At 54.0% G+C, this 26263-nt stretch carries 28 protein-coding genes; 20 read left to right on the top strand and 8 right to left on the bottom strand.

Going from position 1 to position 26263, the window contains the following annotated elements; all coding sequences use genetic code 11:
* Together PXG97_RS00790 and PXG97_RS00795 are read right to left on the bottom strand one after the other, a co-directional pair.
* Positions 1–453 carry a GNAT family N-acetyltransferase gene (locus PXG97_RS00790; RefSeq protein WP_276495804.1) on the bottom strand — a complete coding sequence of 151 codons (453 nt, stop codon included), beginning with the start codon at positions 451–453 and terminating at the stop codon, positions 1–3.
* Positions 393–2132 carry a sodium:solute symporter family protein gene (locus tag PXG97_RS00795; RefSeq protein WP_276495805.1) on the bottom strand — a complete coding sequence of 580 codons (1740 nt, stop codon included), beginning with the start codon at positions 2130–2132 and terminating at the stop codon, positions 393–395. Before PXG97_RS00795 ends, PXG97_RS00790 begins: the two co-directional genes overlap by 61 nt.
* A gap of 417 nt (positions 2133–2549) precedes the next feature.
* Here PXG97_RS00795 and PXG97_RS00800 point away from each other — a divergent pair, with 417 nt between their 5' ends.
* Positions 2550–3806 carry an aspartyl protease family protein gene (locus tag PXG97_RS00800; RefSeq protein ID WP_276495806.1) on the top strand — a complete coding sequence of 419 codons (1257 nt, stop codon included), beginning with the start codon at positions 2550–2552 and terminating at the stop codon, positions 3804–3806.
* Between the two features lie 2 nt (positions 3807–3808).
* Here PXG97_RS00800 and PXG97_RS00805 read toward each other — a convergent pair whose 3' ends face one another.
* Entirely contained in the window at positions 3809–4105 is a 297-nt protein-coding gene (locus PXG97_RS00805) for a hypothetical protein (protein ID WP_276495807.1), read from the bottom strand.
* Between the two features lie 551 nt (positions 4106–4656).
* Between PXG97_RS00805 and PXG97_RS00810 the strand changes: the two genes are divergently transcribed.
* The 8 genes from PXG97_RS00810 (at position 4657) to argH (ending at position 13342) form a co-directional block, all read left to right on the top strand.
* The gene (locus PXG97_RS00810; protein ID WP_276495808.1) at positions 4657–5343 is read left to right on the top strand and encodes a GNAT family N-acetyltransferase; all 687 of its coding nucleotides are present in this window, start codon (positions 4657–4659) and stop codon (positions 5341–5343) included.
* A gap of 28 nt (positions 5344–5371) precedes the next feature.
* Positions 5372–6574, top strand: a complete 1203-nt coding sequence (locus tag PXG97_RS00815; RefSeq protein ID WP_276495809.1) for an argininosuccinate synthase — start codon at positions 5372–5374, stop codon at positions 6572–6574.
* Positions 6562–7566: an N-acetyl-gamma-glutamyl-phosphate reductase gene (gene argC / locus PXG97_RS00820; RefSeq protein ID WP_276495810.1), complete on the top strand. Its 1005-nt coding sequence runs from the start codon at positions 6562–6564 to the stop codon at positions 7564–7566. The genes PXG97_RS00815 and argC overlap by 13 nt, the downstream gene beginning before the upstream one ends.
* A gap of 151 nt (positions 7567–7717) precedes the next feature.
* On the top strand, positions 7718–8872 hold the full coding sequence (locus tag PXG97_RS00825; protein WP_276495811.1) for an aspartate aminotransferase family protein: 1155 nt from the start codon (positions 7718–7720) through the stop codon (positions 8870–8872).
* Entirely contained in the window at positions 8872–9822 is a 951-nt protein-coding gene (locus PXG97_RS00830) for a Rossmann-fold NAD(P)-binding domain-containing protein (RefSeq protein ID WP_276495812.1), read from the top strand. Before PXG97_RS00825 ends, PXG97_RS00830 begins: the two co-directional genes overlap by 1 nt.
* A 175-nt stretch (positions 9823–9997) precedes the next feature.
* Positions 9998–10786: an acetylglutamate kinase gene (gene argB / locus PXG97_RS00835; protein WP_276495813.1), complete on the top strand. Its 789-nt coding sequence runs from the start codon at positions 9998–10000 to the stop codon at positions 10784–10786.
* Positions 10786–11856, top strand: coding sequence for a M20 family metallo-hydrolase (locus PXG97_RS00840; protein WP_276495814.1), 1071 nt, complete (start codon positions 10786–10788; stop codon positions 11854–11856). The genes argB and PXG97_RS00840 overlap by 1 nt, the downstream gene beginning before the upstream one ends.
* A gap of 133 nt (positions 11857–11989) precedes the next feature.
* Entirely contained in the window at positions 11990–13342 is a 1353-nt protein-coding gene (gene argH, locus PXG97_RS00845; protein ID WP_276495815.1) for an argininosuccinate lyase, read from the top strand.
* Between the two features lie 33 nt (positions 13343–13375).
* On the opposite strand, the gene PXG97_RS00850 is transcribed toward argH, so the two are convergent.
* Complete coding sequence (locus PXG97_RS00850; RefSeq protein ID WP_276495816.1) at positions 13376–14062, bottom strand: MCP four helix bundle domain-containing protein; 687 nt, start codon at positions 14060–14062, stop codon at positions 13376–13378.
* A 183-nt stretch (positions 14063–14245) separates the two neighbouring features.
* Here PXG97_RS00850 and PXG97_RS00855 point away from each other — a divergent pair, with 183 nt between their 5' ends.
* From PXG97_RS00855 to PXG97_RS21450, 5 genes are all read left to right on the top strand, one after another.
* Positions 14246–14968, top strand: a complete 723-nt coding sequence (locus tag PXG97_RS00855) for a peptidase-C39 like family protein (protein ID WP_276495817.1) — start codon at positions 14246–14248, stop codon at positions 14966–14968.
* A 3-nt stretch (positions 14969–14971) separates the two neighbouring features.
* Positions 14972–16456, top strand: coding sequence for a RimK family protein (locus tag PXG97_RS00860; protein WP_276495818.1), 1485 nt, complete (start codon positions 14972–14974; stop codon positions 16454–16456).
* On the top strand, positions 16443–17699 hold the full coding sequence (locus PXG97_RS00865) for a carboxylate-amine ligase (RefSeq protein ID WP_276495819.1): 1257 nt from the start codon (positions 16443–16445) through the stop codon (positions 17697–17699). Before PXG97_RS00860 ends, PXG97_RS00865 begins: the two co-directional genes overlap by 14 nt.
* Positions 17693–18412, top strand: coding sequence for an N-formylglutamate amidohydrolase (locus PXG97_RS00870; protein WP_276495820.1), 720 nt, complete (start codon positions 17693–17695; stop codon positions 18410–18412). The genes PXG97_RS00865 and PXG97_RS00870 overlap by 7 nt, the downstream gene beginning before the upstream one ends.
* A 129-nt stretch (positions 18413–18541) precedes the next feature.
* Positions 18542–19168, top strand: coding sequence for a YqaE/Pmp3 family membrane protein (locus PXG97_RS21450; protein ID WP_338088587.1), 627 nt, complete (start codon positions 18542–18544; stop codon positions 19166–19168).
* Positions 19169–19257: 89 nt separating this feature from the next.
* Here the strand turns inward: PXG97_RS21450 and PXG97_RS00880 are convergent, their stop codons facing one another.
* Positions 19258–20346 (bottom strand): PAS domain-containing sensor histidine kinase, encoded by a 1089-nt coding sequence (locus PXG97_RS00880; RefSeq protein ID WP_276495821.1) that lies wholly within the window; start codon positions 20344–20346, stop codon positions 19258–19260.
* A 204-nt stretch (positions 20347–20550) separates the two neighbouring features.
* On the opposite strand from PXG97_RS00880, the gene PXG97_RS00885 reads away from it, so the two are divergent.
* Positions 20551–21498 carry a J domain-containing protein gene (locus tag PXG97_RS00885; protein WP_276495822.1) on the top strand — a complete coding sequence of 316 codons (948 nt, stop codon included), beginning with the start codon at positions 20551–20553 and terminating at the stop codon, positions 21496–21498.
* A 35-nt stretch (positions 21499–21533) separates the two neighbouring features.
* Positions 21534–21890 (top strand): hypothetical protein, encoded by a 357-nt coding sequence (locus PXG97_RS00890; protein ID WP_276495823.1) that lies wholly within the window; start codon positions 21534–21536, stop codon positions 21888–21890.
* Here PXG97_RS00890 and PXG97_RS00895 read toward each other — a convergent pair.
* On the bottom strand, positions 21877–22629 hold the full coding sequence (locus PXG97_RS00895) for a pseudouridine synthase (RefSeq protein ID WP_276495824.1): 753 nt from the start codon (positions 22627–22629) through the stop codon (positions 21877–21879). The two genes, PXG97_RS00890 and PXG97_RS00895, sit on opposite strands and share 14 nt — an antisense overlap.
* Positions 22630–22789: 160 nt before the next feature.
* On the opposite strand from PXG97_RS00895, the gene PXG97_RS00900 reads away from it, so the two are divergent.
* Positions 22790–22990: a hypothetical protein gene (locus PXG97_RS00900; protein ID WP_276495825.1), complete on the top strand. Its 201-nt coding sequence runs from the start codon at positions 22790–22792 to the stop codon at positions 22988–22990.
* A 2-nt stretch (positions 22991–22992) separates the two neighbouring features.
* On the opposite strand, the gene PXG97_RS00905 is transcribed toward PXG97_RS00900, so the two are convergent.
* On the bottom strand, positions 22993–23253 hold the full coding sequence (locus tag PXG97_RS00905) for a hypothetical protein (RefSeq protein WP_276495826.1): 261 nt from the start codon (positions 23251–23253) through the stop codon (positions 22993–22995).
* Between the two features lie 18 nt (positions 23254–23271).
* Positions 23272–23688 (bottom strand): hypothetical protein, encoded by a 417-nt coding sequence (locus tag PXG97_RS00910; protein WP_276495827.1) that lies wholly within the window; start codon positions 23686–23688, stop codon positions 23272–23274.
* Positions 23689–23864: 176 nt separating this feature from the next.
* Here PXG97_RS00910 and PXG97_RS00915 point away from each other — a divergent pair, with 176 nt between their 5' ends.
* The 3 genes from PXG97_RS00915 (at position 23865) to PXG97_RS00925 (ending at position 26231) form a co-directional block, all read left to right on the top strand.
* Positions 23865–24149, top strand: a complete 285-nt coding sequence (locus PXG97_RS00915; RefSeq protein ID WP_276495828.1) for a GIY-YIG nuclease family protein — start codon at positions 23865–23867, stop codon at positions 24147–24149.
* A gap of 150 nt (positions 24150–24299) precedes the next feature.
* On the top strand, positions 24300–25298 hold the full coding sequence (locus tag PXG97_RS00920) for a cation diffusion facilitator family transporter (protein ID WP_276495829.1): 999 nt from the start codon (positions 24300–24302) through the stop codon (positions 25296–25298).
* Positions 25299–25301: 3 nt separating this feature from the next.
* On the top strand, positions 25302–26231 hold the full coding sequence (locus PXG97_RS00925; RefSeq protein WP_276495830.1) for a ketopantoate reductase family protein: 930 nt from the start codon (positions 25302–25304) through the stop codon (positions 26229–26231).
* Positions 26232–26263 lie beyond the last annotated feature (32 nt).

Raw genomic sequence — 26263 nt, forward strand, 5'->3', positions numbered from 1 at the left:
CTATCTCGTTAGTCTATACTCCAAATACTTATTTGAGAAGCCCAGCTTCTCGTACAGGTGGCGGGCCGGATTTTGCGGCTCTACGTGCAGGGCTATGCTGCCTTGCGTGTTGTTTATAGCCAGTTGCACCAGCCCTTTGCCCACGCCCTTGCCGCGGGTGCTGCCATGCACCGCCACGTACACCAGGATGTTCTCTGGTATATACCCGCTCATGCCGGTATTGTTCAGGATCAGGGCTCCCACCACCTGGTTGTTTTCGCGGGCCACTAGCACTGAGCCACCCTTTCCTTCGGCTTCGGAGAGGGCGTAATCCATGCATTTGGCAATATCCTCGCGCTTGTCTCCGTACTCATCCAGGTGCTCAAACAGGAAATCGAGAACTTCGTCGCGGTTCAGCCCTGAGTTATCTCCTGGGGTATAGCGGTGGTAGCTGATGCCGTTGTTGTCTGCCATGTTTCTTTCGTGGTTTTAGTAGGGTATAAAAATGTTAGCGATATGTAAAGTATAAGGGAGGCTGTGAGGCCAAATAAGTTCGGGTCCAGGTTAAAGGGAAGGGCAAACGTCAGGTCCATCCACGGGATATGTACGATGCTGTTGGCAGAAAGTGTACGCCCTATCAGCTCGCGCAAATCCAAGGGGCTTAAACTCAGCCAGCTCTGGCTGGCCTCCGCCGGGAAGTAAGGATGTATGGCCTGCGCAAGGCCACCTAAGTCAGCCCCTGGTGCCGGGGCTGCCAAGGTGTTTACCTGGAGCAAAACTGTAACCAAACCACCCACCAGCATTGCCCAGAAAGCCGCCACGTTGCTGCGTTTTTTCCAGAACAGCGCCCCCAGCACCGGCACAAAGAGGCCGGATACCATAAAGGCGTAGGAGTAGAGCATCAGGTCGAGCACGTTGGTCATCATGGTGGCCAGCCACAGCGCGAAAATACCCACCAGCAGCGTCACCACCTGCGAGAGGCGCAGGGTCTTGGGCGATTCCGGGTCTATGCGGAAAAAGTGGCTCAGCACATCCGACACAATGTTGCCGGAGGAGGCCATCAGACAGCTGTCGGCGGTAGAAAGTATGGCCGAGAAGTAGGCGGATAGCATCAGGCCCATTAGACCAACCGGCAGCACGGAGCGCAGCAGCATGGGCAGCCCGGTTTCCGGGTCTACCACGGCGCCGGCTCCCAAAGCGTCGAACATGCCCTGTTCAGCAGCCACACGGGCCAGGATGCCCAGGCTCACGCCCATAAAGGCCATCAGCGGCCACTCAAAGAATCCGGCAATAAACCAGGCGCGCTTTGCCGTTCTCTCATCGCGGCAGGCATAGATGCGCTGGTACAGCGTCATGCCCACAAACCAGATCGGGATGATCGTAATGCTCCAGTTCACGATCTGCTGCCAGGTGATGTTAGTGAGGCTCAGAAACTCACTTGGAATTGTGCTGCGGATGGCGGCCATGCTTTTTCCGCCTTGTGCTGCAAGATAAGCTGGGTTCAGGATCTGCGAAAAATCGAGCGTCTCCAAACCGCCAACCGCCAGAAAAGAGACCGGAATGCCGATAAACACCAGGCCCCCCATCAGGATTGCCCACTGCACGGTGTCGGTGTAGATCACCGCCTTCAGGCCACCCATGACTGTATAGACCACAGCAATCACACCCATGATCAGCAGGGCCGTGTTCAGGTCGAGGTTGGTAAAGGTGCCGCTGGCGAGCTTGGCGCCCGCCAGAATCTGGGAACTGGTGAAGCCGGTATAGCCGATAGCGGAGATGATGCCTGCCAGCAACGCCACCCGCGCATTAAAGTAATGCCCGAAAATCTGCGGGAAGGTCAGGAAGTTGGCAAAAGCCGGGTTGCTTTTCACCTTCGGGATAAGAAACACCGCCGCCAGCCATGCTCCCAAAAGTCCTGTAAACAGCATCCAGGAGCCTGAAAGCCCCATGGCAAAGCCCAGCCCGCCCAGCCCGATGGAGAAGCCGCCACCTACATCGGTGGCCACCACCGAGAGTCCGATATGGCTGCTGCTCATGCTGCGGCCACCTACGTAGTAATCTTCAGCGCCTTCGTTCTTTTTCAGGAAGTAAAACCCTACCCCCAGCATAGCCAGCATGTAGAGCACGAATATTGACAGGTCGATGTAGTGCATCTATTAGAAAAGTATAAGTTTGTTGAAGTATTCACTAAAGCAGTAAACCTTAAGTTAAGATTTTTTGAGGCTAAATGCATCTAAAAAGCCATAAAGCTGCTTGGTTAGAGCAGTGGGTCTGCTTTTGTAGCATAAAATTTGTGCAAAATTGCCTTGGTTTGCCGTTGCCGGGCGATTTGATGGTTAAACGACTTCTTTTTCCTGGTATTGGCTCAGTTCAATTTAACGGCGGCACCTTTGGCACAGCGGGTGGCGCTGCAGGGCGCGTGGCGGAGACAGGTATTTTTTGGCCTGCAAGTAAGGTGACGGCACGCCGATAAAAAAGAAATAAGCCGCCAGAGCTGACCGGTAAAGGCAAAAATATCGTATTATTATACTATGATGTAAAGTGTAGTTCTACCTGCCAATCCGCCGCCTATGAGACCAGCCGGTTTCCCCATAATGCTCTGCGCCTGTCTGCTTCTCGTTATAGCCGATGTTAGAGCCCAGGCGCCGCTGCAACAGCAGTCGGATACGGTTTACCTCACCACAAACCGCAACAAGATCACGCTTCCTTTTAAACTCGTGCACAACCTAATTGTGCTGCCGGTCCGGATCAACAACTCTGAGCCCCTCAATTTCATTCTGGATTCGGGCGTAAAGAATACACTCATTACGCAGTTATACTTTTCCGATTCCCTTGACTTGAATGGCTCCAACAAGATAAAGATAAGGGGCTTGGGAGAGGGACATACAATAGAGGCGCTCCACAGCACCGGTAACAACATGTACATGCCTGGCATCAAAGGCGAAAACCACACAGTATACGTGCTGCTGGAGGAGGTTTTTAACCTTTCGCTGCGGATGGGGATGCCTGTCCATGGCATAATCGGCTATGATATCTTCAAGAATTTTATCGTGAAGGTTAACTATAGCAACGAGACTTTAACCTTGTACAGGCCAGATTATAAAGTGAAGAAAAAGCGAAAGGCGGAAGAGTACCCACTGCAGATAGAGGACGCTAAGCCCTACCTTTACGCCACCGTGCGGCAGTACAACGGCGACTCTTTGGACGTGAAGCTGATTGTGGATACCGGGGCCAGCCACAGCATCTCGCTGTACCTGCCCACGAACGAGCGCCTGGCTTTACCCCCAAAGGTGATGCAGGCTTACCTGGGAAGAGGGCTGGGAGGTGATATAAATGGTAAAATAGGAAGACTGGAAGGTTTCAAGCTAGGCAAGTACGAGATGGAGAACCTGCCGGCGTCTTACCCCGACGAGGAGGCGGTGGAGCTGGCTTTTAACATTGCCGGCCGTAACGGCAACCTTGGATCCGATATTCTGAAGCGCTTTACCGTTATTTTCGACTATCCCCACCAGAAGATCACGCTCATCCCGAACCGCCGGTTCAAAGAACCCTTTAACTATAACATGGCGGGTTTCGAGATTAGCACGCCTCTCCCCGGAATCAATTTTTACACGATCTCAAACGTGGTGGAGGACTCTCCGGCCAAGATGGTGGGCATGCAGCCAGGGGACCAGCTCCTGCACATCAACGGCAAAGACTGTAACGAGCTGCAGCTGCAGGACCTCCTGAACATGCTCGACAGCAAGCCAGGCCGTAAACTACGCCTCCGCCTGAAGCGGGAACAGGAGATTATTGATGTGGATGTGGTGCTGCAGAGCCGTATCTGACGCTAACGCAGCTGGGTGTTTCCTCCCTGCTGCAGATCCAGGAAAATCTGGAAGAGTAGCAGCAGTACGGCAAAAACGATCAGTACCAAGGCGACAATGGTGCGTGCTCTCGGAATGGGCTTTACGAACTCCTTTCCCTGTTCATCTACTCCGGTAAGGCGAAGGTCAGAAAGTATGAGACCGTTGCCAAAGCTCAGCCAAATGGCAGACATCAGCGCATCTCGTGTGAAAAGGAGTGAGGCTAACCCGACAACAGAGAACAGGATGCCGATCATCACGCGGATAGAAAGGTTTTTCATGGGAGCAAGTATAAAAGCAGCCACCAGGGCCGTTGCAGCCGCAAGTTACGATTTTTGGCTTACAAGCATATCGGGCCATTGAAATGGCGGGGATGACCCTGTTTATATTAGAAAATGGTGCGATAGTATGAACTTTTAAATAAAATTGGGCTAAGGGTTGCAAAAATGATTTCTATTGCGAAACATTTGTACTGCTAATAAGGGTATAACACGGACCCACATTATACTTAAACATTGAAATGAAAAAAAAGCCGCTTTTATCATCTGACATGATAAAACACGCTCCGGCCACGGAGGGTGCGACTTTTTCTGCCTTTTCAGCGAAGGCAGTTTTGAGGACCATTATCCCTGCAGTCCGCTACAGGCGGTAGCCTGCGTTTTTCCCGACTGCCTATGCGGTAGTCATTCCCCAATCATTTATTGCATCACGATCTATAGCTGTCCGGCTCAGGCCTGAGGCGCTGTTTCGCTGCATTCATTTTGTTTCCGGTTAATTTTTAACAAGCTGATTTTTAGCTGTGCCCAAGCAGCATGGCTATACTTTTCTACCAATGGATCAACCCACTTTCATCGTGACGGTTGCCCAAGGGCAACATATTATCCATGCCTTGCAGATCTGCAACGAGATGGAATCGTCGGCTAAGGCGCGCGGCACCGGCATTGCCAAGCGCTCTCCGGATTATATTGCCCAGAAGATGCTGGAGGGCAAGGCGGTGATCGCCCTGCACCAGGACGGCACCTGGGCCGGCTTCTGCTACATCGAGACCTGGGGACACGGCAAGTATGTGGCCAACTCGGGGCTTATCGTGTCGCCGGAGCTGCGCAAAAGCGGGCTGGCGCGCCAGATCAAGCAGAAGATCTTCGAACTGTCGCGCACAAAGTACCCCGACGCTAAGATTTTCGGCCTGACCACAGCTTTGGCCGTGATGCGCATCAACTCCGGCCTGGGCTACACGCCAGTGACGTATTCTGAGCTCACCGACGACGAGGAGTTCTGGAAAGGATGCCGCAGCTGCGTGAACTTCGAGATCCTGCAAAGTAAAAACCGCACCAACTGCCTTTGCACCGCCATGTTGTATGACCCGGCCAAGGAGAAAGACTTTATGGCGCTGCCGGTAGTGGAGAAGAAGCCCGCACCAAAGCAAAGCAGCGTGAACGAGCGCTGGCTGCGCCATCGGCAGAAGCCGGGGCAGCAGCCGGGGTTCAATACGCCCGAAATGAGCACTGTACAAGTATAATCGCATCATCAGCAAGTATAAATACGACATGAAGAAAGTAGTTTTAGCCTTTAGCGGCGGCCTCGACACCTCCTACTGCGCCATTTACCTGGCTCAGGAGCTCGGCCTGGAAGTATACTCAGCCATTGTAGACACAGGCGGTTTCTCTGAGGAGGAACTGAGAGAGATTGAGCGCAGGGCCTATGCCATGGGCGTAAAACAGCACACCCACCTGAACGAGACGGAGCACTTCTACAAAAGCTGCATCCGCTACCTGGTGTTTGGCAACATCCTCAAAAATAACACCTACCCGCTTAGCGTGAGCGCCGAGCGCGTAACACAGGCCATTGCCATTGCCAACCATGCTAAAGCCGTTGGCGCAGATTATGTGGCCCACGGCAGCACGGGCGCCGGAAACGACCAGGTGCGCTTCGACATGGTCTTCCAGGCGCTGATCCCGGAGGTGGAAATCATCACCCCAATTCGCGATAAACGGCTTTCGCGCGAGGAGGAGATCGCCTACCTGAAGGAGCATGGCGTGGAAATGGACTTCCAGAAGGCGCAGTACTCCATCAACAAAGGCATCTGGGGAACATCCGTGGGCGGCAAGGAGACTCTGACCTCGCACCTGCCGCTGCCGGAGGAGGCGTACCCCACGCAGCTGAGCAAAACCGAGCCGGAGCGCGTGACTTTATACTTTGAGGAGGGCGAGCTAAAAGGCGTAAACGAGAAGACATTCGAGCATCCGGTACAGGCCATCCAGCACCTGCAGGAACTGGCCGCGCCGTTTGCCATTGGCCGCGACATCCACGTAGGCGATACCATTATCGGCATTAAAGGCCGCGTAGGGTTTGAGGCGGCTGCCCCGATGGTGATCATCAAGGCGCACCACTTGCTGGAGAAACACGTGCTGACCAAGTGGCAACTTTACTGGAAAGATCAGCTGTCGGCCTGGTATGGCAACTGGCTGCACGAAGGGCAGCTGCTGGATCCGACGATGCGCGACATCGAGGCCTTTTTGGAGAGTACCCAGCAGAACGTGACGGGCAAAGTGTTCGTGCAGCTGGCTCCTTACCACTTCCAGGTAGAGGGCATCGAGAGTGCACACGACCTGATGAGCGACAAGTTCGGCAGCTACGGCGAGATGAACCGCGCCTGGACCTCTGACGACGTGAAGGGCTTTGCCAAGATATTCGGCAATCAAACCAAGCTGTACCACACGGTAAACAACACAGCAGAATGGGCGGACTAAGTATAAAAGCAGGCATTGTGGGCGGCGCGGGCTACACCGGCGGCGAGCTGCTGCGCCTGCTCCTTCATCACCCCAACGTAGAGATTGCCTTTGTGCACAGCAACAGCCAGGCGGGTAAGCCGGTGTACGACACGCACACAGACCTGCTCGGCGATACGGAGCTATACTTTACCGATGAGCTGCAGCAGGACGTGGATGTGTTGTTCCTGTGCGTAGGGCATGGTGCTGCGAAACAGTTTCTGGAGGCATCACAGCTGCCGTCAAGTATAAAAATCATCGACCTGAGCCAGGATTTCCGCTGGAATGAAAGCTTAAAAAAGGCGGTGGTAAGCGGTTGTGGGAGAGACTTTGTATACGGATTGCCGGAGTTGCAGCGCGAAAGTATAAAACAGGCACAGAATATCGCGAACCCCGGCTGCTTTGCCACGGCTATACAACTGGCGCTGCTGCCACTGGCGCAGCAAAACCTGCTGACAGAGGAGGTGCATGTTAGCGGCATCACGGGCAGCACCGGGGCGGGGCAAAGCCTGAGTGCCACCTCGCACTACAGCTGGCGCAGCGCGAACATCTCTAACTACAAAGTTTTGACCCACCAGCACCTGCACGAGATCCGTCGCACCCTGCAGGGCCTGCAGCAGCAGGAGCTGCCAGGCATCAACTTTGTACCCTATCGTGGGCCCTTTACCCGCGGCATCCTGTGTACCAGCTACACCCGCTGTGAGCTAAGCAAGGCTGAGGCCGAGGATTTGTATAACAACTATTACAGCAGCCATCCGTTCGTGAGCATCAGCAAAAACACTCCGGACCTGAAGCAGGTAGTGAATACGAACAAATGCCTGCTGCACCTGCAGAAGGAAGGAGACTACCTGGTCATCACCAGTTTAATAGATAACCTGCTGAAAGGAGCCAGTGGCCAGGCCGTGCAAAACATGAACCTTTTGTTCGGGCTGGAGGAACAGGCGGGGCTCAGGTTAAAAGCCGCAGCCTTTTAGCATCGATGATCGTTGCTCGTTAGTAGTTTGCCGATTTAACTAACAGGCCCGAACAACAATTTAACTACACAACCATAAGCAGTTACCTATATGTACGTGAAGTATTTTCTCTATTGTTTAACTTCTTACATCTAATTCTATTCCATAGATCATGAACGTATTTGATGTTTATCCGCTCTTCGATATTACGCCCGTTCGGGCACAAGGCGCCTACGTCTGGGACGACAAAGGCAATCGATACCTTGACCTCTATGGCGGCCACGCCGTTATCTCCATTGGGCACAGCCACCCGCACTACGTGAAGCGCATCGCGCGCCAGCTCTACGACATCGGCTTTTACTCAAACTCGGTCCAGATTCCCATGCAACAGGAGCTGGCTGATAAACTTGGGGAGCTAAGTGGCTATGAGGACTACAGCCTCTTCCTGTGCAACTCCGGAGCCGAGGCCAACGAGAACGCCCTGAAGCTGGCCTCCTTCCATACCGGCCGCAAGAAAGTCATCGCTTTTAAAGGAGCTTTCCATGGGCGCACTTCTGCAGCCGTTGCGGCTACGGATGACGAGAAGATACAGGCACCGATCAACAAGACGGATAACATCATTTTTCTGCCACTAAACGACCTGTCAGCATTTAGTAATGCGCTGCAGGAGCACGGTGCAGAGCTGGCCGCTGTTATTGTGGAAGGCATACAGGGCGTAGGGGGCGTACAGGTGCCCGAGCCAGCCTTCCTGAAGGCACTGGCAGCCGGCTGTGAGAAGGTTGGCGCGCTGCTGATCCTGGATGAGGTACAGTCGGGCTACGGCCGCTCCGGTAAATTTTTTGCCCACCAGCATGCCGACGTAAAGCCGCACCTCATTACCACCGCTAAAGGCATGGGCAATGGTTTTCCGGTGGCCGGTGTGCTCGTCAGCCCGACCATAGAAGCGAAGCATGGTATGCTGGGGACAACCTTCGGCGGCAACTACCTGGCCTGTGCGGCGGCGCTCGCGGTGTTGGAAGTGATAAAGGAGGAGAATTTGATGGAGAACGCCCAGCATATGGGGCAGCGCCTGATGCAGGAGCTACGCCAGTTGCCCGGTGTAAAAGAGGTAAGAGGGCAAGGGCTGATGATTGGTGTGGAGTTGGACAAGCCCTGCGCCCCTATTCGCAAGCAGCTGCTCGGCGAGCACCAGGTTTTTACCGGGTCATCCTCAGATAAGAATACGCTTCGCCTGTTGCCGCCACTCTGCATTGGCATGCGCGAAGTAGAAAAATTCCTGGAGGCTTTCGAAGCTATCCTTTATCAAAACGAACCACAAGCCATCTAATGAAAAAATATACCTCGGTGCACGATGTAGCCGACCTAAACCAGCTGGTAGAGGAGGCGCAGCACCTGAAAAAGAACCCTTACAAGTATAAAACCCTCGGCGAGAACAAAACGCTGGGCCTGATTTTCCTGAACCCCAGTTTGCGCACGCGCCTGAGCACGCAGAAAGCCGGACAGAACTTGGGCATGAACGTGATCGTGATGAACCTGGACAAGGAAGGCTGGGCGCTGGAGACGCAGGAAGGGGCGATCATGAACGGCAGCACGGTGGAGCACATTAAGGAAGCTGCCGCCGTGATGGGGGAGTACTGCGATATTATCGGCATTCGCTCTTTCCCGAAACTGCAGAACCGCGAGGAGGATTATAACGAGGAGCTGCTGGGTCAGTTTATCAAGTACAGCCAAAAGCCAATCGTGAGCCTGGAGTCGGCTACGCGCCACCCGCTGCAGAGCCTGGCGGACCTGCTGACGATCAAGGAAAATGCCGTAGCCGGCAAGCGCCCGAAAGTGGTGCTAAGCTGGGCGCCGCACATCAAACCTATTCCGCAGTGCGTGGCCAACTCCTTTGCCGAATGGATGGGGCAGGCCGATGTGGAGTTGGTGATCACACACCCGAAAGGCTATGAACTGGCCGATGAGTTCACCAAGAATGCCACGGTTACCACTAACCAGCAGGAGGCGCTAAAGGGGGCAGATTTTGTGTATGTGAAAAACTGGTCGAGCTACACGGAGTATGGAAAAGTATTGACCGACGGCGAAGGCTGGATGCTGACAAACGAGAAACTGCAGGTGTCGAATAATGCCAAGGTGATGCACTGCCTGCCGGTGCGCCGGAACGTGGAGCTCAGCGATGAGATTCTGGACGGGCCGAACTCGCTGGTGCTGGAGCAGGCCAATAACCGCACCTACGCGGCCCAGGCTGTGCTCAAGCGCATGCTGGAAGCTTTGTAAGAGACAATAGACAAAAGAGCTTGTGACAAAAGACCAATTATTCATTAATGGCTATCTTTTGTCCTTTGTCACAAGCTCTTTTGTCTTCTTACATGGTCTTTTGTCTTCTTACATGGTCTTTTGTCTTCTTACATGGTCTTTTGTCTTTTGTCACAAGTTCCTTTGTCATAACACAATGATTATAGTAAAAATAGGCGGCAACATTCTGGATAACCCGGCGCGGCTGCAAGCGTTTTTGATTGATTTCGCGCAGCTGCGGGGCCCGAAACTGCTGGTGCATGGCGGGGGCAAAATTGCCTCTGCCTTTGGCCAGCGGCTGGGCATTACTCCAAAGATGGTGGAAGGCCGCCGCATTACGGATGCCGAGACACTGGAGCTGGTAACCATGGTGTACGGTGGTCTGGTGAACAAACAGGTTGTGGCGAAGCTGCAGGCGCTGGGCTGCAACGCCATCGGCCTTACCGGGGCCGACGGCAACATCATTCCGGCACAAAAACGCCCTGTTAAAACCATAGACTACGGTTTTGCCGGCGACGTGGCCGGACCGGAAAGTATCAACGTGCCCGCGCTGGAGGCTGTTGTAGAAGCTGGCCTTACGCCTGTTTTTGCCCCACTTACGCATGATACCCAGGGCAGCATGCTCAACACCAACGCCGATACTATTGCCTCGGTGCTGGCTACGGCCTTAGCTCCAAAGTATAAAGTACAACTGGTATACTGCTTCGAGAAGAAAGGCGTGCTGCAAAACGCCGAAGATGATGCCTCTGTAATCCCACACATCAACCTGGGCAAGTATAAAACCCTGAAAGAGGATGGCGTAGTAAATGCAGGCATGGTACCGAAACTGGATAATGCCTTTGCCGCCCTGCAGCAGGGTGTGGCGCAGGTGCTGATCTGCGAGGCAGAGGCGCTGACAAATATAAATACTGCCCACTACAGCGGCACGACCCTACACCTTACCTGATGGAACAGAAGCAACTATACCCGCAGGCGGTCGCGCTGCTTCAGTCCCTGATCCAAACGCCCTCTTTTAGCCGGGAGGAAGACAAGACAGCCGACCTGATCCTACAGTTTCTTAAAGAACACGGGGTGGAGGAAGTGCACCGGGAGCAAAATAATGTATGGGCCTTTAACCGGCACTATAACCCGCAGCTGCCTACACTGCTCTTAAACTCGCACCACGATACCGTAAAGCCCAATGCCAGCTACACGCGCGATCCGTTTGAGGCAAGTATGGCAGACGGCAAGCTGTTTGGCTTGGGAAGCAACGATGCCGGAGGCTGCCTGGTGTCGCTGATGGCTACGTTTTTATACTTTTACAACCGGAAGGATTTGAAGTATAACCTGGTGCTGGCGGCCACGGCAGAAGAGGAGATCAGCGGGCGCAACGGTATAGAGATCGTTTTCCCCAGGCTGGGAAGTATAGAGGCCGCTATTGTGGGTGAGCCAACGGAGATGCACCTGGCCGTAGCCGAAAAGGGGCTGATGGTACTGGACTGCACGGCCCGCGGTAAGGCCGGGCACGCCGCCCGCGAGGAAGGCATCAATGCCATCTATCAGGCCCTGCCGGACATCCTGTGGTTCCAGAATTACACTTTCCAGAAGGTATCGGAGCACCTGGGGCCGGTGAAAATGACCGTGGCCGTGGTACAGGCAGGTACGCAGCATAACGTAGTGCCTGATACCTGTACGTTCACGGTGGATGTGCGCCTGACGGACGCTTACACGATGGAGGAGGTGCTGGACACAATACAGCAGCAGGTACAGGCGGAGGTGAAGCCGCGCTCCATGCGCCTGAGGCCATCCAGCATCCCGCTGGAGCACCCGCTGGTGCAGGCAGGCATCCGGATGGGCCGCCATACCTATGGCTCACCCACCACCTCCGACCAGGCGCTGCTGCCCGTCCCGTCGCTTAAGATGGGACCAGGCTTCTCCGGCCGCTCCCACATGGCCGATGAGTACATTTACCTCCACGAGATAGAGGAAGGCATTAAACTTTACACTGAGTTGCTGGAGAGGGTGATTGTGGGTTGATGGTTGTAAATTGTTATACCTGGTAAATCTACGCTGTATCCGATTTTTCACTTCTAAAAGAAGAGCTCTCGATTAGCACCTTAGTACATCAAGAATTCACGCATTCGCTCACGCACTCATTTAAAATTAACACATGAAACTTTGGCAAAAGAATACGGCTGTAGCCGCTGAGATAGAGAAATTCACTGTTGGCCGCGATGCGGAGCTGGATATGGAGCTGGCACGGTTCGATGTGCTGGGCTCGCTGGCGCACACGCAGATGCTGCAAAGTATAGGCTTGCTCACGGTGGATGAACTACAGGTGCTGCAGGCGGAGCTGAAGAACATTTACAAAAGTATAGAGGCCGGTGACTTTGCCATTGAGCCGGGGGTGGAGGACATCCATTCGCAGGTGGAGCTGGAGTTGACCAGAAGAGTAGGCGAGGCGGGCAAAAAGATCCACAGCGGCCGCTCGCGCAACGACCAGGTGCTGGTAGACCTCAAGCTGTACTTCCGCCACCAGTTGCAGGAGGTAGTGCAGGAAGTGCAGGCCCTGTTTGAGGTGCTGCAGGCCCAAAGTGAAAAGTATAAAAATGTGCTGCTGCCGGGTTACACGCACCTGCAGGTGGCCATGCCATCGTCGTTCGGCCTGTGGTTTGGCGCCTATGCCGAGAGCCTGGTGGACGACATGCAGCTGCTGCTGGCCGCTTATAAGATCGCGGATAAAAACCCGCTCGGTTCCGCTGCCGGCTACGGCTCCTCTTTCCCGCTCAACCGCCAGATGACCACTGATTTGCTGGGCTTCGAAAGCATGAACTATAATGTGGTATACGCGCAAATGGGCCGGGGTAAAACCGAACGCACCGTGGCGGTGGCCCTGGCAGCTGTGGCCGCGACGCTCGCCCGCATGAGCATGGACCTGTGCCTGTACATGAGCCAGAACTTTAGCTTTGTGACGCTGCCCGACCACCTGACCACCGGTTCCAGTATCATGCCGCACAAAAAGAACCCGGACGTGTTCGAGCTGCTGCGCGGTAAGTGTAACAGGCTGCAGGCTCTGCCCACCGACATCAGCATGCTGCTCATCAACCTGCCATCAGGCTACCACCGCGAGATGCAGCTGCTGAAGGAAAGCCTGTTCCCGGCTTTTCAGGAGCTGAAGAACTGCCTGCAGATGATGGCTTACATGGCTGAGCAGCTACAGGTAAAGGAGGGTATTCTGGAGGACGAGAAGTATAAGTACCTCTTCAGCGTGGATGCCGTGAATGAACTGGTGCTGCAGGGCATGCCGTTCCGGGATGCGTACAAAACCGTGGGCGAGCAGATCGAGGCGGGTAAGTTTGAGGCTCCCGCAGAGGCCACGCACACGCACGAAGGGAGCATCGGCAACCTGTGCAACGATAAAATTACCGGGCAAATGCAGCAGCTCTTAAAAGCGTTTCATTTTGAGCGCGTGCAGCAGGCGTTCAAAAATCTTACCCACGGTGAAGAAGCAACGAAAGGCTGATCAGAAAACTATGCGCTCAGGCGTCCATTGCTTCTAATTCAGGTGGTACTTCTGTGGCTTTATCGCCTTTAACTTGCGCGATGACTGCAGCAGTGCACCCACCAGCGCGGCCAGTATAACAGCCAGGGCAATAACCATATACGAGAGCACCTTCAGCGATTTCATCTGGCGCTCAGCATCCTCATACAGCTCATGGCCTACCTGCTCCTGTAGCTTGCTAAGGGCATGCAGCGGCCGCAGCAGCTCCTGGAAAGCGGCCATGCCTTCCCTGCGGAACATGTCCAGGGCTGCCGCCTTATCGCCGGTGTGGCTCATCACCAGTATGGTTTGTTGCGTTTTTGAGTAGTCTCTGCCGGCCTGCAGGTAGTCCTGCAGGTCCTGGCTCTCCTGGGTAGTCAGGTAAGTTGCCTGAAACTTGCCGAGCAGCGAGTCCAGGTCGGCCTCGTTCTGCTCTATCTCAGCCATAATGCGCTGCTCCTCCTCAACAGATGCTGTCAGCAAATGCTCTTCCAGCAACAGTCGGTTCTGGTAATAACGCTCCTGCATCGTCGATATATCCAGTGCCGGCACAAGCCTGTCAGCGTACACCGACTCGAACTGGGCGTTTACCTTCGTCATGCTGTAGCTCACAAACCAGTTTGCGGCCATAATAATCAGGAATACGAAGCCAAGCGCCAGTGCAATGCGGTTGCGGTTCCCTAATTTAAAGCTCCAACTCATAGTATCAGATACTTGTGTATCTTAAGATAGGCACTTTCCGGCAAAATTTCTAATTGCTGCCCGCTTCTTTACCAAATCACCCTAAGCTTTAGCACGTATTATCTTTAATATATTCAATAACTTCTGTTTTCTGCAGCGTATAACAAGCACATTGTTGCACCATTTTAAGGCAGAAGATTTTAGGTGATCCCGATCAAAATCCATACACAACCAGATGACTCCACCTGCGGCCCCACGAGCTTGCATGCCGTGTACCGTTATTTTAAAGATCCAATTTCACTAAGTGATGTGATCAAGGAGGTTCCCTCACTGGACGAGGGCGGAACCCTGGAGGTGTTGCTGGCCTGCCATGCCCTGCAGCGCGGTTACCGGGTCCGGATTTACACCTACAACATGTTTATCTTCGACCCCACCTGGATCGGGCTGAGCAACGAGGAGATTATCCTGAAACTGGAGGAGCAGTTAAAGTATAAAAAAGGGCCAAAACTGCATCGGGCCACCCAGGCTTACATCGAGTTTTTGAGGCTGGGCGGCGAGCTCCGTTGCCGCGACCTGACCAAGCAACTGCTGCGGGGCTTCTTTGAGCGGGGCATTCCGCTGCTGACGGGCCTGAGCGCCACCTACCTTTACCAGAGCGCCCGCGAATTTGCCGATGAGCAGGGCAATTCTCTATACGACGATGTAAAAGGCTACCCCATGGGCCACTTTGTAGTGCTGTGCGGTTTCGGGGAAGACCAGAAGAGCGTTGTGGTAGCCGACCCTTACCGCGAGAACCCTTACTTCAAAGACAACTACTATGAGGTAAGGGCGACCCACCTCATCAACTCTATTATGCTAGGCATGGCCACGTACGATGCCAACCTGCTTGCCATTCTGCCTGCCAACTATGAACCCTTCGATGACTAAACCATGCGCAAAATAATTATTGTCGACTATCCCAAAGACTGGGAGGAGGCGATTGAAGATACCGAGGTAGTTGATGCCCAAACCTACCTCACCAACTCCACTTACACCGACATCCGCAGTGCCCGCATCTTTAACCTGTGTCGCTCGCACCGCTACCAGAGCGCAGGCTACTATGTGTCGCTGCTGGCTGAGGCACGGGGGCACAAGCCTATTCCCAGCGTAACTACCATGCAGGACCTCAAAAGCCCGACCATTGTGCGCGCCATCACTGTGGAGATAGAAGACCTGATACAGAAAAGCCTGGCCGGTCTGAAGTCGAATACCTTTACCCTAAGCATTTACTTCGGGCAGAACCTGGCGGCCAAATATGAAAAGCTTTGCAAGGCCTTGCACGACCACTTTCAGGCGCCGTTGCTGCGGGCCCAGTTCGTGTACAAGGACAACTGGGTGCTGCAGAGCATCTCGCAGGTGCCGATCAACGAGGTGCAGGAAGACCACCGCAAATTCCTGAAGCGCTTCGCCAAGGCCTACTTTGCACGCCACCGCTTCTCCGGCGCCCGCATTAACCGCAAGGCCTACGACCTGGCCATACTAGTAGACCCGCAGGAGAAGGCGCCGCCATCCAACGATAAGGCCATACAGCATTTTGTTGAGGCTGCCGAAGGCATGGGTTTCTACACGGAGCTGATCACAAAGGACGATTACCGCCGCCTGCCGGAGTTCGATGCCTTGTTTATCCGGGAGACCACGGCCGTGAACCACCACACCTACCGCTTTGCCCGCAAGGCCTATGCCGACGGGCTGGCCGTGATCGACGATCCCGTTTCTATCCTGCGCTGCACGAACAAAGTGTACCTGGCCGAGCTCTTGACAAAGGCTAAGGTGCCTATCCCCAAAACCATGATCATCCACAAGGACAACTGCCGGGAGGTGGAGCAGGAGCTGGGTCTGCCCTGCGTGCTCAAGGTGCCCGACAGCTCCTTTTCGCAAGGCGTAGTTAAGGCCAAGAACAAGGAGGAACTGGAGGAGGAGCTTGCTAAGATGCTCGAGGCCTCCGAGTTGATCATCGGGCAGGAGTACACCCCGACCGAGTTCGACTGGCGCATTGGCGTGCTGGACAAGCAGCCGCTCTATGCCTGCAAGTATTACATGGCCAAAGGCCACTGGCAGATCTATAACTGGAACGGCAAAAAGAAGCAGGACGAGGAGGGCGACGACGAGATCGTGCCTTTCGAGGAGGTGCCCTTCCATGTGCTGCACACGGCCCTGAAAGCTGCCAACCTGATCGGCGACGGCCTTTACGGGGTAGACCTGAAGGAGATTGATGGCAAAGCCTACGTGATAGAGGTGAATGACAACCCAAGTATAGACGCCGGTGTAGAAGACAAGATCCTGAAAAAGGAGCTTTATACTTCTATCATCAAATCCATAAAGCGACGCATTGACAACCACAAAAACGCAAATGGCAGAACCGATGGACAAACCTAAAAAGCCGCTGCACCTTTTCGAGGGTTTTGGGGTGGAGCTGGAGTACATGATCGTGCAGCGCGACACCCTGCAGGTGCTGCCCATCACCGATAAACTTATTTACGATGAGGTAGGGGAGTACCTGTCAGATGTAGAGTTCGGCGATATTGCCTGGAGCAACGAGTTGGTACTGCACGTGGTGGAGCTGAAGACGCAGGGCCCTGTGAAAAGCCTGGCACAGCTGCAGGAAAAGTTTCAGCGGCATGTGCAGAAGATTAACAAGATGCTGGAGAAGTATGAGGCCATGCTGCTACCCAGTGGCGCGCACCCGCTCATGGACCCCTACACTGAGACAAAGCTCTGGCCACATGAGCACAATGCCGTGTACGAAGCCTACAACCGCATCTTCGATTGCCGCGGCCACGGCTGGGCCAACCTGCAGAGCACGCACCTGAACCTGCCCTTTTACGATGATGCGGAGTTCGAGAAGCTGCACGCGGCCATTCGTGTGCTGCTGCCTATCCTGCCGGCCCTGAGTGCCTCTACACCAGTACTGGATGGCGCCGTAACCGGCCTGGCAGACTCGCGGCTGGAAGTATACCGGCAAAATCAGCAGAAGCTGCCAAGTATAACAGGAAAAGTGGTTCCGGAGGCGGTGTTCAGCCACGCAGCGTATGAGGAGCAGGTGCTGCAGCCCATGTACCGTGAGGTGGCCCCGTACGACCCGGAGGGCACCCTGCAAGAGGAGTTTCTGAACTCGCGCGGCGCCATTGCCCGCTTTGAGCGCAATACCATTGAGATCCGCCTGCTGGACATTCAGGAAAGCCCGGTGGCCGACCTGGCGGTGCTGCAGGCAGTGGTGCAGGTGCTGCAGGCCTTGGTGGCGGAGCGGTGGGTGCTGCTTCAGGACCTGAAGGCATGGGATGAAGACCGGCTCTCTGCCATACTTTTAGAAGTCATTGCCAAAGGGCAGGCCGCCATTTTGGCGGATCCTGGTTACCTCCGCCTGTTAGGCTATTCCTGCGAGGATAACTGCACGGCCGGGGAGCTTTGGAAGCACCTGGTGCAGGACGCGCTTTCCTTGGAAGAGCAGCCGGAGGTGGCGAATGCATTGAATGTTATTGTTTCCCGTGGCAACCTTTCCGAACGGATCCTGAACGCTCTGGGCCATGAGCCCTCAGCCGAAATGATCCGGGAGGTATACCGGCGACTGGCGGTGTGCCTGCAGAAAGGAAGCGTATTTTTACCAGATGAACCATGTTGAAAATTTTAATGACCTGCGAGCACGGCGGCAACCTGATACCGCCGGCATACGCAGGGCTATTTACCACGCAGCAGGAGCTCCTGCAATCGCATAGAGGGTATGATAAAGGCGCCCTGGAGCTCTTAGAAACACTTGAAGATTTAGCTGATAAGACATTTTACTCCACTACCTCCAGGTTGCTGGTAGAGCTAAACCGCTCCTTGCATCACAAGAGCCTGTTTTCCGACGTTACCAAAACCCTGCCGGAGCGGGAGCAGCGGCAGGTTCTGAAAGAGCACTATCACCCATACCGCGAGCGGGTGGAGGAGTTGGTTGAAGACCTGACCAGGGTGGGGCACCAGGTGCTGCACATTGCCGTGCACAGTTTTACACCGGTACTGGACGGGGAGGAGCGGCAGGCGGATATCGGGCTGCTTTATGACCCAAGGCGCGAGACGGAGCGGGATTTCTGCCGCTCTTGGAAGAAGGCGCTACGGGAGCAGCAGCCGGAGCTTGTGGTGCGTTTCAACTATCCGTATCTTGGCATCGCCGACGGATTCCCGACGTACTTGCGCCGCAAGTTTCCGGAGGGGCAGTACAGCGGCATCGAACTGGAGGTAAACCAGAAGTACCCTGAGACGGGCGGTCAACCATGGCAGCAGCTGCAAAAAAGTCTTCGGCGCAGCCTCGAGGCGGTACTCTCCAAGTATAAGCCCGACGGCAAGGAAAAGTAATCGTGTATTAGGAAAACAAAATATCTTCATTTGTAGTATTAAAACTATTATTGGCCTTCCGGGGGAGCAAATGCTTGTGCGTGTGGAGGTTTCATCAGATTACATACTTTTAACCTAAAAAGAAAGACTATGAGAATTAAGAATTTACTTCATTTGGTTGTGGTACTGGCGTTAGGGCAATTCCTTTTCTCCTGTAGCTCAGCAGAATACTATAAATTTTCAGCAGACAAACCAGAGGCCTACCATACGGTAAAGCAGAAGCCTGCCCCCGAAGCAGCTGAAGTAGAGGACATCACCCCGTCTGTGGCTGAGATAGCCATGGCTGCCGAAGCGGAGAAAGAGGCCGCTGCGGCTCCTGAGCCAGTGCTGCAGGCGAGCGCCAAGAAAGAGCCTGTGGTTGCTCCACGTAAGGCGGCTGCCGTAACAGAGGCACCGGCTGTGAAGGAAGAGGTAAAACTGGTAGAGCGCAAGATGACCGTAGAAGAGGCAGAGGCTTTGGCCATGGCCAAGGAGCGACTGGCTAACATGACCAAGGTAGAGAAAAAAGAGCTGAAGAAGGAGATGAAAGAAATGATGCGCCAGGGCGGCTCGCGCACCTCGGTGGTGGAGATCATCCTTGCCATTATACTTCCGCCGCTGGCCGTGTTCCTGCACGATGGCATCGGCACCTCCTTCTGGATTAACATCATCCTGACCCTGCTGTTCTTCCTGCCAGGTATCATTCACGCCTTACTGGTGGTAACAGACACCATCTAAAGGAATACTTGAATTAAAGTATAAAGAAGGGGCACTATTTTTATGGTGCCCCTTTTACTTTTACCGTGCTTTCTGGCAAAGACCAAAGGTTAGTTCTTAGGAATCTCAATAAAGAAGGTGGTGCCTTTGTCTTCTTCGCTTTCGAACCAGATGCGGCCGTTGTGCCATTCTACAATCGTTTTGATGATCGACATGCCCAGGCCCGTGGTTGGCTCTCCGCGCAGGCCTTGCCTTCTGGCTTGTGTGAATTTTTCGAATAGCTCGTCGTGGTACTGTTTGGGAATGCCGATGCCATTGTCTTTTACGGTTATAACCACTGTTTCTTCCTGTTCTTGCAGGTCTACGGAAATAACGCCATTGTCTGGCGTGAACTTAATGGCGTTGGACAGCAGGTTGTTGATGACCTGCATAAACTTGTTCTCGTCTACGGAAGCATAAACCGTTTGGCTGGAAGTGGTAAAGCGGATGTCTTTCTGAATATGGTCTGCCCCCTCCTTGTACTGACCTATTATCTCCAGCAGCCTATTTACCAAGTTGACGCGCCTCTTCATCAAGTCAGACTGGGCAGACTCCAGAAACTCCTGTTGCACAAAATCCCGTATCAGGCGCACGCTTCGCTCAGCGCTCTCCCTGATAATATGGATGATCTTGTTCACCTCAGCATTCTCATACTTTTTCGTAGATTCCCTTAGTAATTCCGCCAGAGAGCGGGTGTTGGCAAGCGGCCCGGCCAGGTCGTGCGACAGGATCTCGAGCACGGAGTTTTTCTTCGCCCCATACTTCTCCAGGCTGTTTATGTTGTCCTTGGCCATGGTAATATCATCGGCAAAGCCTGCTATAAACTGTTGGCCACTCTGGCTTAGGATTAACTCGGGGTACAGCATTAGCCAGCGCACGGACTTGTCGGGCAGTAGTACCCGCATCTCTACCTGGTTTTTAAGAACGCCATGCAGCAAGTCGCGGTATTCTTTTTCCAGATAGGTCAGGTCATCCGGGTGCACACTCTCCAGAAGTATAGCCGGGTTGGCCAAAACACTAGCCGTTGTGCGTTGCCATACATCACTGAACGCCTTGTTCAAGAAGGTGAACCTGGCTGCCTCCACGTCATAGGTGAAAACAACCCTATTGGTTCTAGAAACCAGCTTTGCCAAGATTTCGTCAGATGTGGTGTCGCTCATGGGCTGTCATGTATTTTAACTGTTTACTATATTTAGTGGCATAACGTTTTAACCATAGCCTGGCTTTGCCTGTCTAGGCTTTATCCGAAGGGCGCAAACAGCGCGGAAAAGGAAGGGAGCCTGGAGGAGTTGCTCGCATCTGAATCCGGGACCCAAAACAACAGGCACAACAGAAAACGTATCATATAGAAACCGCAGACAACTATGGAATACAAGGACTACTACAAGATACTCGGAGTAGACAAAAAAGCATCTCAGGCCGACATCAAGAAAGCTTACCGTGCCTTGGCAAAGAAACTTCATCCGGACAAAAACAAAGATAACCCGCAGGCGGAGGAGAAGTTTAAGGACGTAAGCGAAGCCTACGAGGTGCTGGGTGATGAAGCCAAGCGCAAGCAATATGACCAATTGGGCGCCAACTGGCGGCAGTTTCAGCAGGGAGGTTTTGGAGGCGGGGCCGGCGGGCAATACCACGGCGGCCAGCCAGGCGGAGGCTTCAGAGGTTTTCAGGGCGATTTCGGCGATATGTTTGGCAGCGCCGGCGCCGGAGGCGGTGGCTTTTCCGATTTCTTCGAGCAGTTCTTTGGAGCTGGCGGTGCCCGTGGAGGCTTCGGGGGGCAGCGTGCCCGTAAAGGGCAGGACTACCAGGCTGATATGGAAGTCACGTTGCAGGAAGCTTACTCCGGCACCAGCCGCCTGCTGAACGTAAACGAGCAGCAGCTCCGCATTACCACTAAACCCGGCGTGGCCGATGGGCAGGTGCTGCGCATCAAAGGCAAAGGCGCGCCGGCACCGGGCGGTGGCGAACCCGGCGACCTTTATATCAACGTGCGGGTGCTGCTCGACCCCCGGTTTGAGCGCAGCGGCGACGACCTCTCTACGACCTTGCCTGTAGATATGTACACAGCCATACTTGGCGGAGAGGTGCAGGCGCCTACCATGACCGGTGTGGTAAAGCTAAAGATCCCGGCCGGCACACAAGGCGGCAAGACGTTACGCCTTCGGGGCAAGGGCATGCCGCATTACGGGCATGCCAGCCAACACGGCGATCTTTACGTAAAGATAGAGGTAGCGCTGCCTACCAACCTGAGCGCAGAAGAGCGGGACTTGCTGGAGCGCCTCCGCGACTTGCGTAAAGCAAAGGCCGCCTGATATGTAGAGTGACCAATTTATAGCCATACGTTGCCATGTTAGTAACCCTAGAACAGACCCGAACCTATGCACCGCTGGATAATTTCCTGGATAGCCTTGCCGATAAAGAGCTGACTTGTTACGCCTCAGACCTGCTGCAGCAGCATGGTTGCGAAAGTATGGATGAGTTGAGCCAGGCCATCCGGCGGGCTACCGAAGTATGCAACAGCATGCACGTGCCTCTGCAAGAGAACTTTAAGCCGGTTTACCGCTCCCAAAACGGTGAAGTGTTGCAGGACTGGCGCCTCTCGCCGATGGCCTACATGCTTACGGTACTGAATGCCGACGCTAAAAATGACCTGGTGGCCCGTACGCAGCTGGAAATGGTGCGGCGCTTCCTTAAGCGAGGGTAACAGGTTGGGGCAGGGGTTGCGGCAGCGCTTCCTGCTGTGTCAGCACATCCAGCCAACCGAACTTCTGGCATAGGCGCAGCGTGTTCTGCGGCAACTGTGCCTTTATACTTATAGCCTTGCCTGTAAACGGGTGCACGAAACTTAGCGCTGCGGCGTGCAGCAGCAGGTAGGGGCTCTCCAACTCCTCCAGGAACATCTTGTTGTGCCGCCAGTCACCGTGGCGCTTATCTCCCACAATGTAGTGGCGGATGTGGGCGAAGTGCTTCCGTATCTGGTGCATGCGGCCTGTTTCCGGCGTCACCTTCACCAAGCTGTAACGCGCTGTCTGGTAGCGTCCCACCGGAATTGACAACTCTACCGTGGCCAGCCGCTCGTAATGGGTAATGGCATCCTGTGGCTCCTTGTGCTGGTGGTCCTTATCCGGGCGGATGGGGCTGTCGATGGTGCCGGCTTCTGGGGCAAACCCCCGCACGATAGCATAATAGGTTTTATCCGGCTCCCGGGCCTCAAAGGCCTTCACCACTGGCGTGGCTGCCTCCGGCGACTTGGCAAACAACAGCACGCCGGAAGTGCCGCGGTCGAGCCGGTGCATGGTGTAGACATGATAACCTAGCTGGTCCCGCAGCAGTTGCAGGGCAAACTCTTTCTTTTCCTCGGCAATGCGCGTGCGGTGTACCAATAAGCCGTTCGGTTTATTGATGGCCACGTAATGCGCATCCTCATATACAATCTCTAGCACAGTTAATTCTTTTTACAGCAAAGATAAACAAAGCAGCTGTAACGGCAGGATAAGTCTGCCCCAGGTCGTAAAGCTGGGGGAGGGGCATTTCTTTAAGTAACTTCAGGGTTTTGCTCAGGTGGCTCGTATATTTGTGGGATACATACGTTAGCAAAAGCACATGGCCATCTCCATTGACAACCTCCGCAAAGGCAAAAAATACCGGCTTACCAATCACGGTGAGACCTTTGAGTTCCAGGTGGTGGAAATGCCGGAAGAGAACGCTTACCGGGTAAAAGACCTGCTCACGCTGGAAACCTACCTGCTCCACGACCTGCTGACGTATGGCAAAGGCAAGGATTTCGACCTGGAGGAGTTGTAGCCTTAGCTACGGGTTACGGAGCCTTTTTTTTCCCAGTGGCTCTTCAGGATGATGTTGCCTTGTGGCTGGCGAACGATCTTTCGCACGTACCGCTCGCCGGCGATGCTTCCGTCTTCGTTTCTTCTGCCGATGAACAGCGTGACCGGTTCACCTAGCTCGTTGGTGATGAAGGTGATGTCTTTGCCAGTATACTTTTGGTCGTAACGCTGCTTCGGCTCGTATACTTTCGCTAAGAGCTTCTCTAAGTTTGGCTGGAGTGGCATAGGGGAGGTTTATTTTGGTTAAGCAAGCTGTTGTGCGCCGTTGTACAGCCACCTGAAGGCTTCGTCTCTGCTGTAGAACACCCGGAACTGGAGCTGGCCGTTGTCCATCCGGCTGATGATGTCATACATCTTATAAGACACGACCTCCTGAAAGGCATCATAAGGCACCACGCGGGCATACCGCACCAATTTTAACTTTTTAATGATGCCGCTGCCGTAAGAGGCAATCCAATGCTGCATGGCCATCGCAAGGTTTATGCCCACGCTGTTATCCGACAAGAGGTAGCGGAGTTCTTCTTTCTGCGCCGTTTTCAAGATGAAGGTATACACCTGTTTGAACTCTTCGTCAGATGTTTGCCGGTGCCAAACAACCTCTATCAGGCTATCCGGTCGATGTATGGTAACAGTGGCAAAGTCTTTCTTTAAGATCTCCATAGGCAAAATCCATATCAAGGGCAAATGAACACTTACTTACGCATATGAAAGAAAGGGGGTAAGCGATATAAGGAAAAGGTGTTTGCGGCCGTTAAAAAATTTAGAGCAGAAACAGGAGCCAGGCACTAACGCAGCGGCCTGCATGCCGTATATTTAGTTCGAAAAGGAGGTATGATATGCAAGTACAGCATCCACATTATTTTGTCTACATATTTGGGGACCAGCCGCGGCAGAACGTAGAGATCGGCGTGGCTGGAGACCTCTACCGGCTCACCCACACCAAATCCGCCCCGAGCCAGGAAAACCCTTACAGGCTGGTTTACTACGAGCATTATAAAGTGGAGGATGAGGCCCTGAACCGGGAGCAACAGCTAAAGGGCGGAAGCCACGACTCTACCATCCATCTTATTGAGTCGATGAACCCAAACTGGCTGGACCTAAGCGATATGCTGGACGAGTAGACGCCTGTAAGCGACGCCGCCGCATGGTAGCTGTCACCCATCCGCCGCTGGGTTGATCAAAACTGCCTGTAGACATTGGCGGTTTATATTCGTACCTTTACAGCAGCCCCGGTCATGGGGCTTTATTTTTCCGCAGAGACCAAGCAATTCTTGAAAAAAAAGATCAATAGCCTGAGCGAGAACATTCGGCTCCAGTTGTTTGTGGTGCTGGTGGGAGTGGTGCTGCTGGCTGCTAAGTTTCTTGCTTTCATACTCACCAACTCCAACGCCATCTTAACGGACGCGCTGGAGTCCATCATCAATGTGGTGGCCGGTGCTTTTTCGCTTTACAGCCTTATCATTTCGGCACGCCCACGCGACGAGAACCACCCGTACGGGCACGGCAAAATTGAGTTTGTGGCGGCCACCCTGGAGGGGGCGCTCATTCTGGTGGCCGGTGGTGCCATTATCGTGAAATCTATCCTAAACCTCATCAAGCCAATTCCGCTCCAACAACTCGATGTGGGTATACTGCTGATTGCCGCGTCCGGTTTAGTGAACTACGCGGTAGGTTACGTGACGGAGCGAAAGGGCCGGCAGAACAACTCGCTGGTGCTGGCTGCCGGGGGCAAGCATCTTAAAACCGACGCTTACTCCACGGTGGGCATTCTTATCGGCCTGCTGCTAATCTACCTTACCGGCATGATTTGGCTGGATAGTGTCGTAGCTATCATTTTCGGTCTGATGATCGGGTACACCGGCTATCGCATCCTGCGCTCGTCTATTGCCGGTATAATGGATGAGGCTGACTATGAGTTGCTGCAGCGTATTGTGCAGGTGCTGAACCAGAACCGCCGCGAAAACTGGATTGACATCCACAACCTGCGCGTGATCAAGTATGGCTCCACGCTCCACATCGACTGCCACCTGACGCTACCGTGGTACCTCAACGTGCAGGAGGCGCACGACGAGGTGGAGGCGGTGGCCCGTGTGGTTCGCGACAAGATCGACCCCAGCATCGAAATGTTCATTCATACCGACCCCTGCATTACACCATCCTGCACAGTTTGCACCAAAGGCGACTGCGAGCTGCGGCGCCAGGCTTTTAAAGAGCGTGTGGAGTGGGATTTCGAGAAAGTAATCGCAGACCGAAAGCACGGATCATATTAACGTATGGATAGATTCAGAATAGCAGTGGTGGGAATCGGAGGCGTGGGCGGCTACTACGGTGGCAGGTTGGCCCAGCGCTTCGCCCATGATGACAAGTATGAAATCATCTTCGTAGCCCGGTGCGAGCACAAGCAAGAACTGGAACAGCAGGGGCTGCGGCTCGAGCTGACAGAGGAGACGCTGACGGTGCGGCCAAGTATGGTTACTGATGATCCTGCAACTCTAGGCAAGCTCGACTTGATAATCTTCTGCGTGAAGAGCTATAGTTTGGAAGCGGTAGCCGATAAGTATGCTCCCTGTATAACCGCGGACACCGTGCTGCTGCCCCTGCTTAATGGGGTGGAAAGCGTTGAGTACCTGCAGCGGCGCTTCCCGGAGGCGCAGGTGCTGTGGGGCTGTGTGTACATCATCTCCAGCGTAAAAGCTCCAGGGGTGGTGCAGGTGCAGGGCAAGTATAACCGCTTGATTTGGGGCAATCCTGAGCTTCCTCAAGAAAAGCTGCAGCACCTCAAGTGGCTTTTCGATGAGGCCGGAATCAACCAGGAATATTATGAGCAGGAGGTAGAGACGAAAGTATGGGAGAAGTTCGCCTTTATTTCGCCGGTTGCCAGCCTTACCTCCCTAACACACCAACCGATGGGGCAGATTGTGCAACAGCCTTATTTGAAAGAGCAGTTCCAGAAGCTTACGCTTGAGTTGATGGAAGTCGCCCAGGCCAAAGGGGTGACGCTGCCGGAAGATCTGGTAAACAGAAACCTGGCAGTGGTAGAGCGCATGCAGCAGGATGTCACCTCCTCCATGGAGCGCGATTTTGCTCAGGGGAAGGAAACGGAACTGGAAAACCTGACAGGTTATGTGGTTCGGGAAGCGGAGAAGTATGGCGTGCCTGTACCTGCCTATGAGCAGGTCTACCGCGAGCTGAAAGGTGTTTGATGGTGAATGGGATGATTTTGCCAGTGCATGAA

The organism is Pontibacter litorisediminis (assembly GCF_029360645.1).
Lineage (GTDB): Bacteria > Bacteroidota > Bacteroidia > Cytophagales > Hymenobacteraceae > Pontibacter > Pontibacter litorisediminis.

Excerpts from the sequence above, each read along its gene's own strand:
- PXG97_RS00790 (WP_276495804.1), bottom strand. The coding sequence starts at position 453 with ATGGCAGACAACAACGGCATCAGCTACCACCGCTATACCCCAGGAGAT.
- PXG97_RS00795 (WP_276495805.1), bottom strand. The coding sequence starts at position 2,132 with ATGCACTACATCGACCTGTCAATATTCGTGCTCTACATGCTGGCTATG.
- PXG97_RS00800 (WP_276495806.1), top strand. The coding sequence starts at position 2,550 with ATGAGACCAGCCGGTTTCCCCATAATGCTCTGCGCCTGTCTGCTTCTC.
- PXG97_RS00805 (WP_276495807.1), bottom strand. The coding sequence starts at position 4,105 with ATGAAAAACCTTTCTATCCGCGTGATGATCGGCATCCTGTTCTCTGTT.
- PXG97_RS00810 (WP_276495808.1), top strand. The coding sequence starts at position 4,657 with ATGGATCAACCCACTTTCATCGTGACGGTTGCCCAAGGGCAACATATT.
- PXG97_RS00815 (WP_276495809.1), top strand. The coding sequence starts at position 5,372 with ATGAAGAAAGTAGTTTTAGCCTTTAGCGGCGGCCTCGACACCTCCTAC.
- argC (WP_276495810.1), top strand. The coding sequence starts at position 6,562 with ATGGGCGGACTAAGTATAAAAGCAGGCATTGTGGGCGGCGCGGGCTAC.
- PXG97_RS00825 (WP_276495811.1), top strand. The coding sequence starts at position 7,718 with ATGAACGTATTTGATGTTTATCCGCTCTTCGATATTACGCCCGTTCGG.
- PXG97_RS00830 (WP_276495812.1), top strand. The coding sequence starts at position 8,872 with ATGAAAAAATATACCTCGGTGCACGATGTAGCCGACCTAAACCAGCTG.
- argB (WP_276495813.1), top strand. The coding sequence starts at position 9,998 with ATGATTATAGTAAAAATAGGCGGCAACATTCTGGATAACCCGGCGCGG.
- PXG97_RS00840 (WP_276495814.1), top strand. The coding sequence starts at position 10,786 with ATGGAACAGAAGCAACTATACCCGCAGGCGGTCGCGCTGCTTCAGTCC.
- argH (WP_276495815.1), top strand. The coding sequence starts at position 11,990 with ATGAAACTTTGGCAAAAGAATACGGCTGTAGCCGCTGAGATAGAGAAA.
- PXG97_RS00850 (WP_276495816.1), bottom strand. The coding sequence starts at position 14,062 with ATGAGTTGGAGCTTTAAATTAGGGAACCGCAACCGCATTGCACTGGCG.
- PXG97_RS00860 (WP_276495818.1), top strand. The coding sequence starts at position 14,972 with ATGCGCAAAATAATTATTGTCGACTATCCCAAAGACTGGGAGGAGGCG.
- PXG97_RS00865 (WP_276495819.1), top strand. The coding sequence starts at position 16,443 with ATGGACAAACCTAAAAAGCCGCTGCACCTTTTCGAGGGTTTTGGGGTG.
- PXG97_RS00870 (WP_276495820.1), top strand. The coding sequence starts at position 17,693 with ATGTTGAAAATTTTAATGACCTGCGAGCACGGCGGCAACCTGATACCG.
- PXG97_RS21450 (WP_338088587.1), top strand. The coding sequence starts at position 18,542 with ATGAGAATTAAGAATTTACTTCATTTGGTTGTGGTACTGGCGTTAGGG.
- PXG97_RS00880 (WP_276495821.1), bottom strand. The coding sequence starts at position 20,346 with ATGAGCGACACCACATCTGACGAAATCTTGGCAAAGCTGGTTTCTAGA.
- PXG97_RS00885 (WP_276495822.1), top strand. The coding sequence starts at position 20,551 with ATGGAATACAAGGACTACTACAAGATACTCGGAGTAGACAAAAAAGCA.
- PXG97_RS00890 (WP_276495823.1), top strand. The coding sequence starts at position 21,534 with ATGTTAGTAACCCTAGAACAGACCCGAACCTATGCACCGCTGGATAAT.
- PXG97_RS00900 (WP_276495825.1), top strand. The coding sequence starts at position 22,790 with ATGGCCATCTCCATTGACAACCTCCGCAAAGGCAAAAAATACCGGCTT.
- PXG97_RS00905 (WP_276495826.1), bottom strand. The coding sequence starts at position 23,253 with ATGCCACTCCAGCCAAACTTAGAGAAGCTCTTAGCGAAAGTATACGAG.
- PXG97_RS00910 (WP_276495827.1), bottom strand. The coding sequence starts at position 23,688 with ATGGAGATCTTAAAGAAAGACTTTGCCACTGTTACCATACATCGACCG.
- PXG97_RS00915 (WP_276495828.1), top strand. The coding sequence starts at position 23,865 with ATGCAAGTACAGCATCCACATTATTTTGTCTACATATTTGGGGACCAG.
- PXG97_RS00925 (WP_276495830.1), top strand. The coding sequence starts at position 25,302 with ATGGATAGATTCAGAATAGCAGTGGTGGGAATCGGAGGCGTGGGCGGC.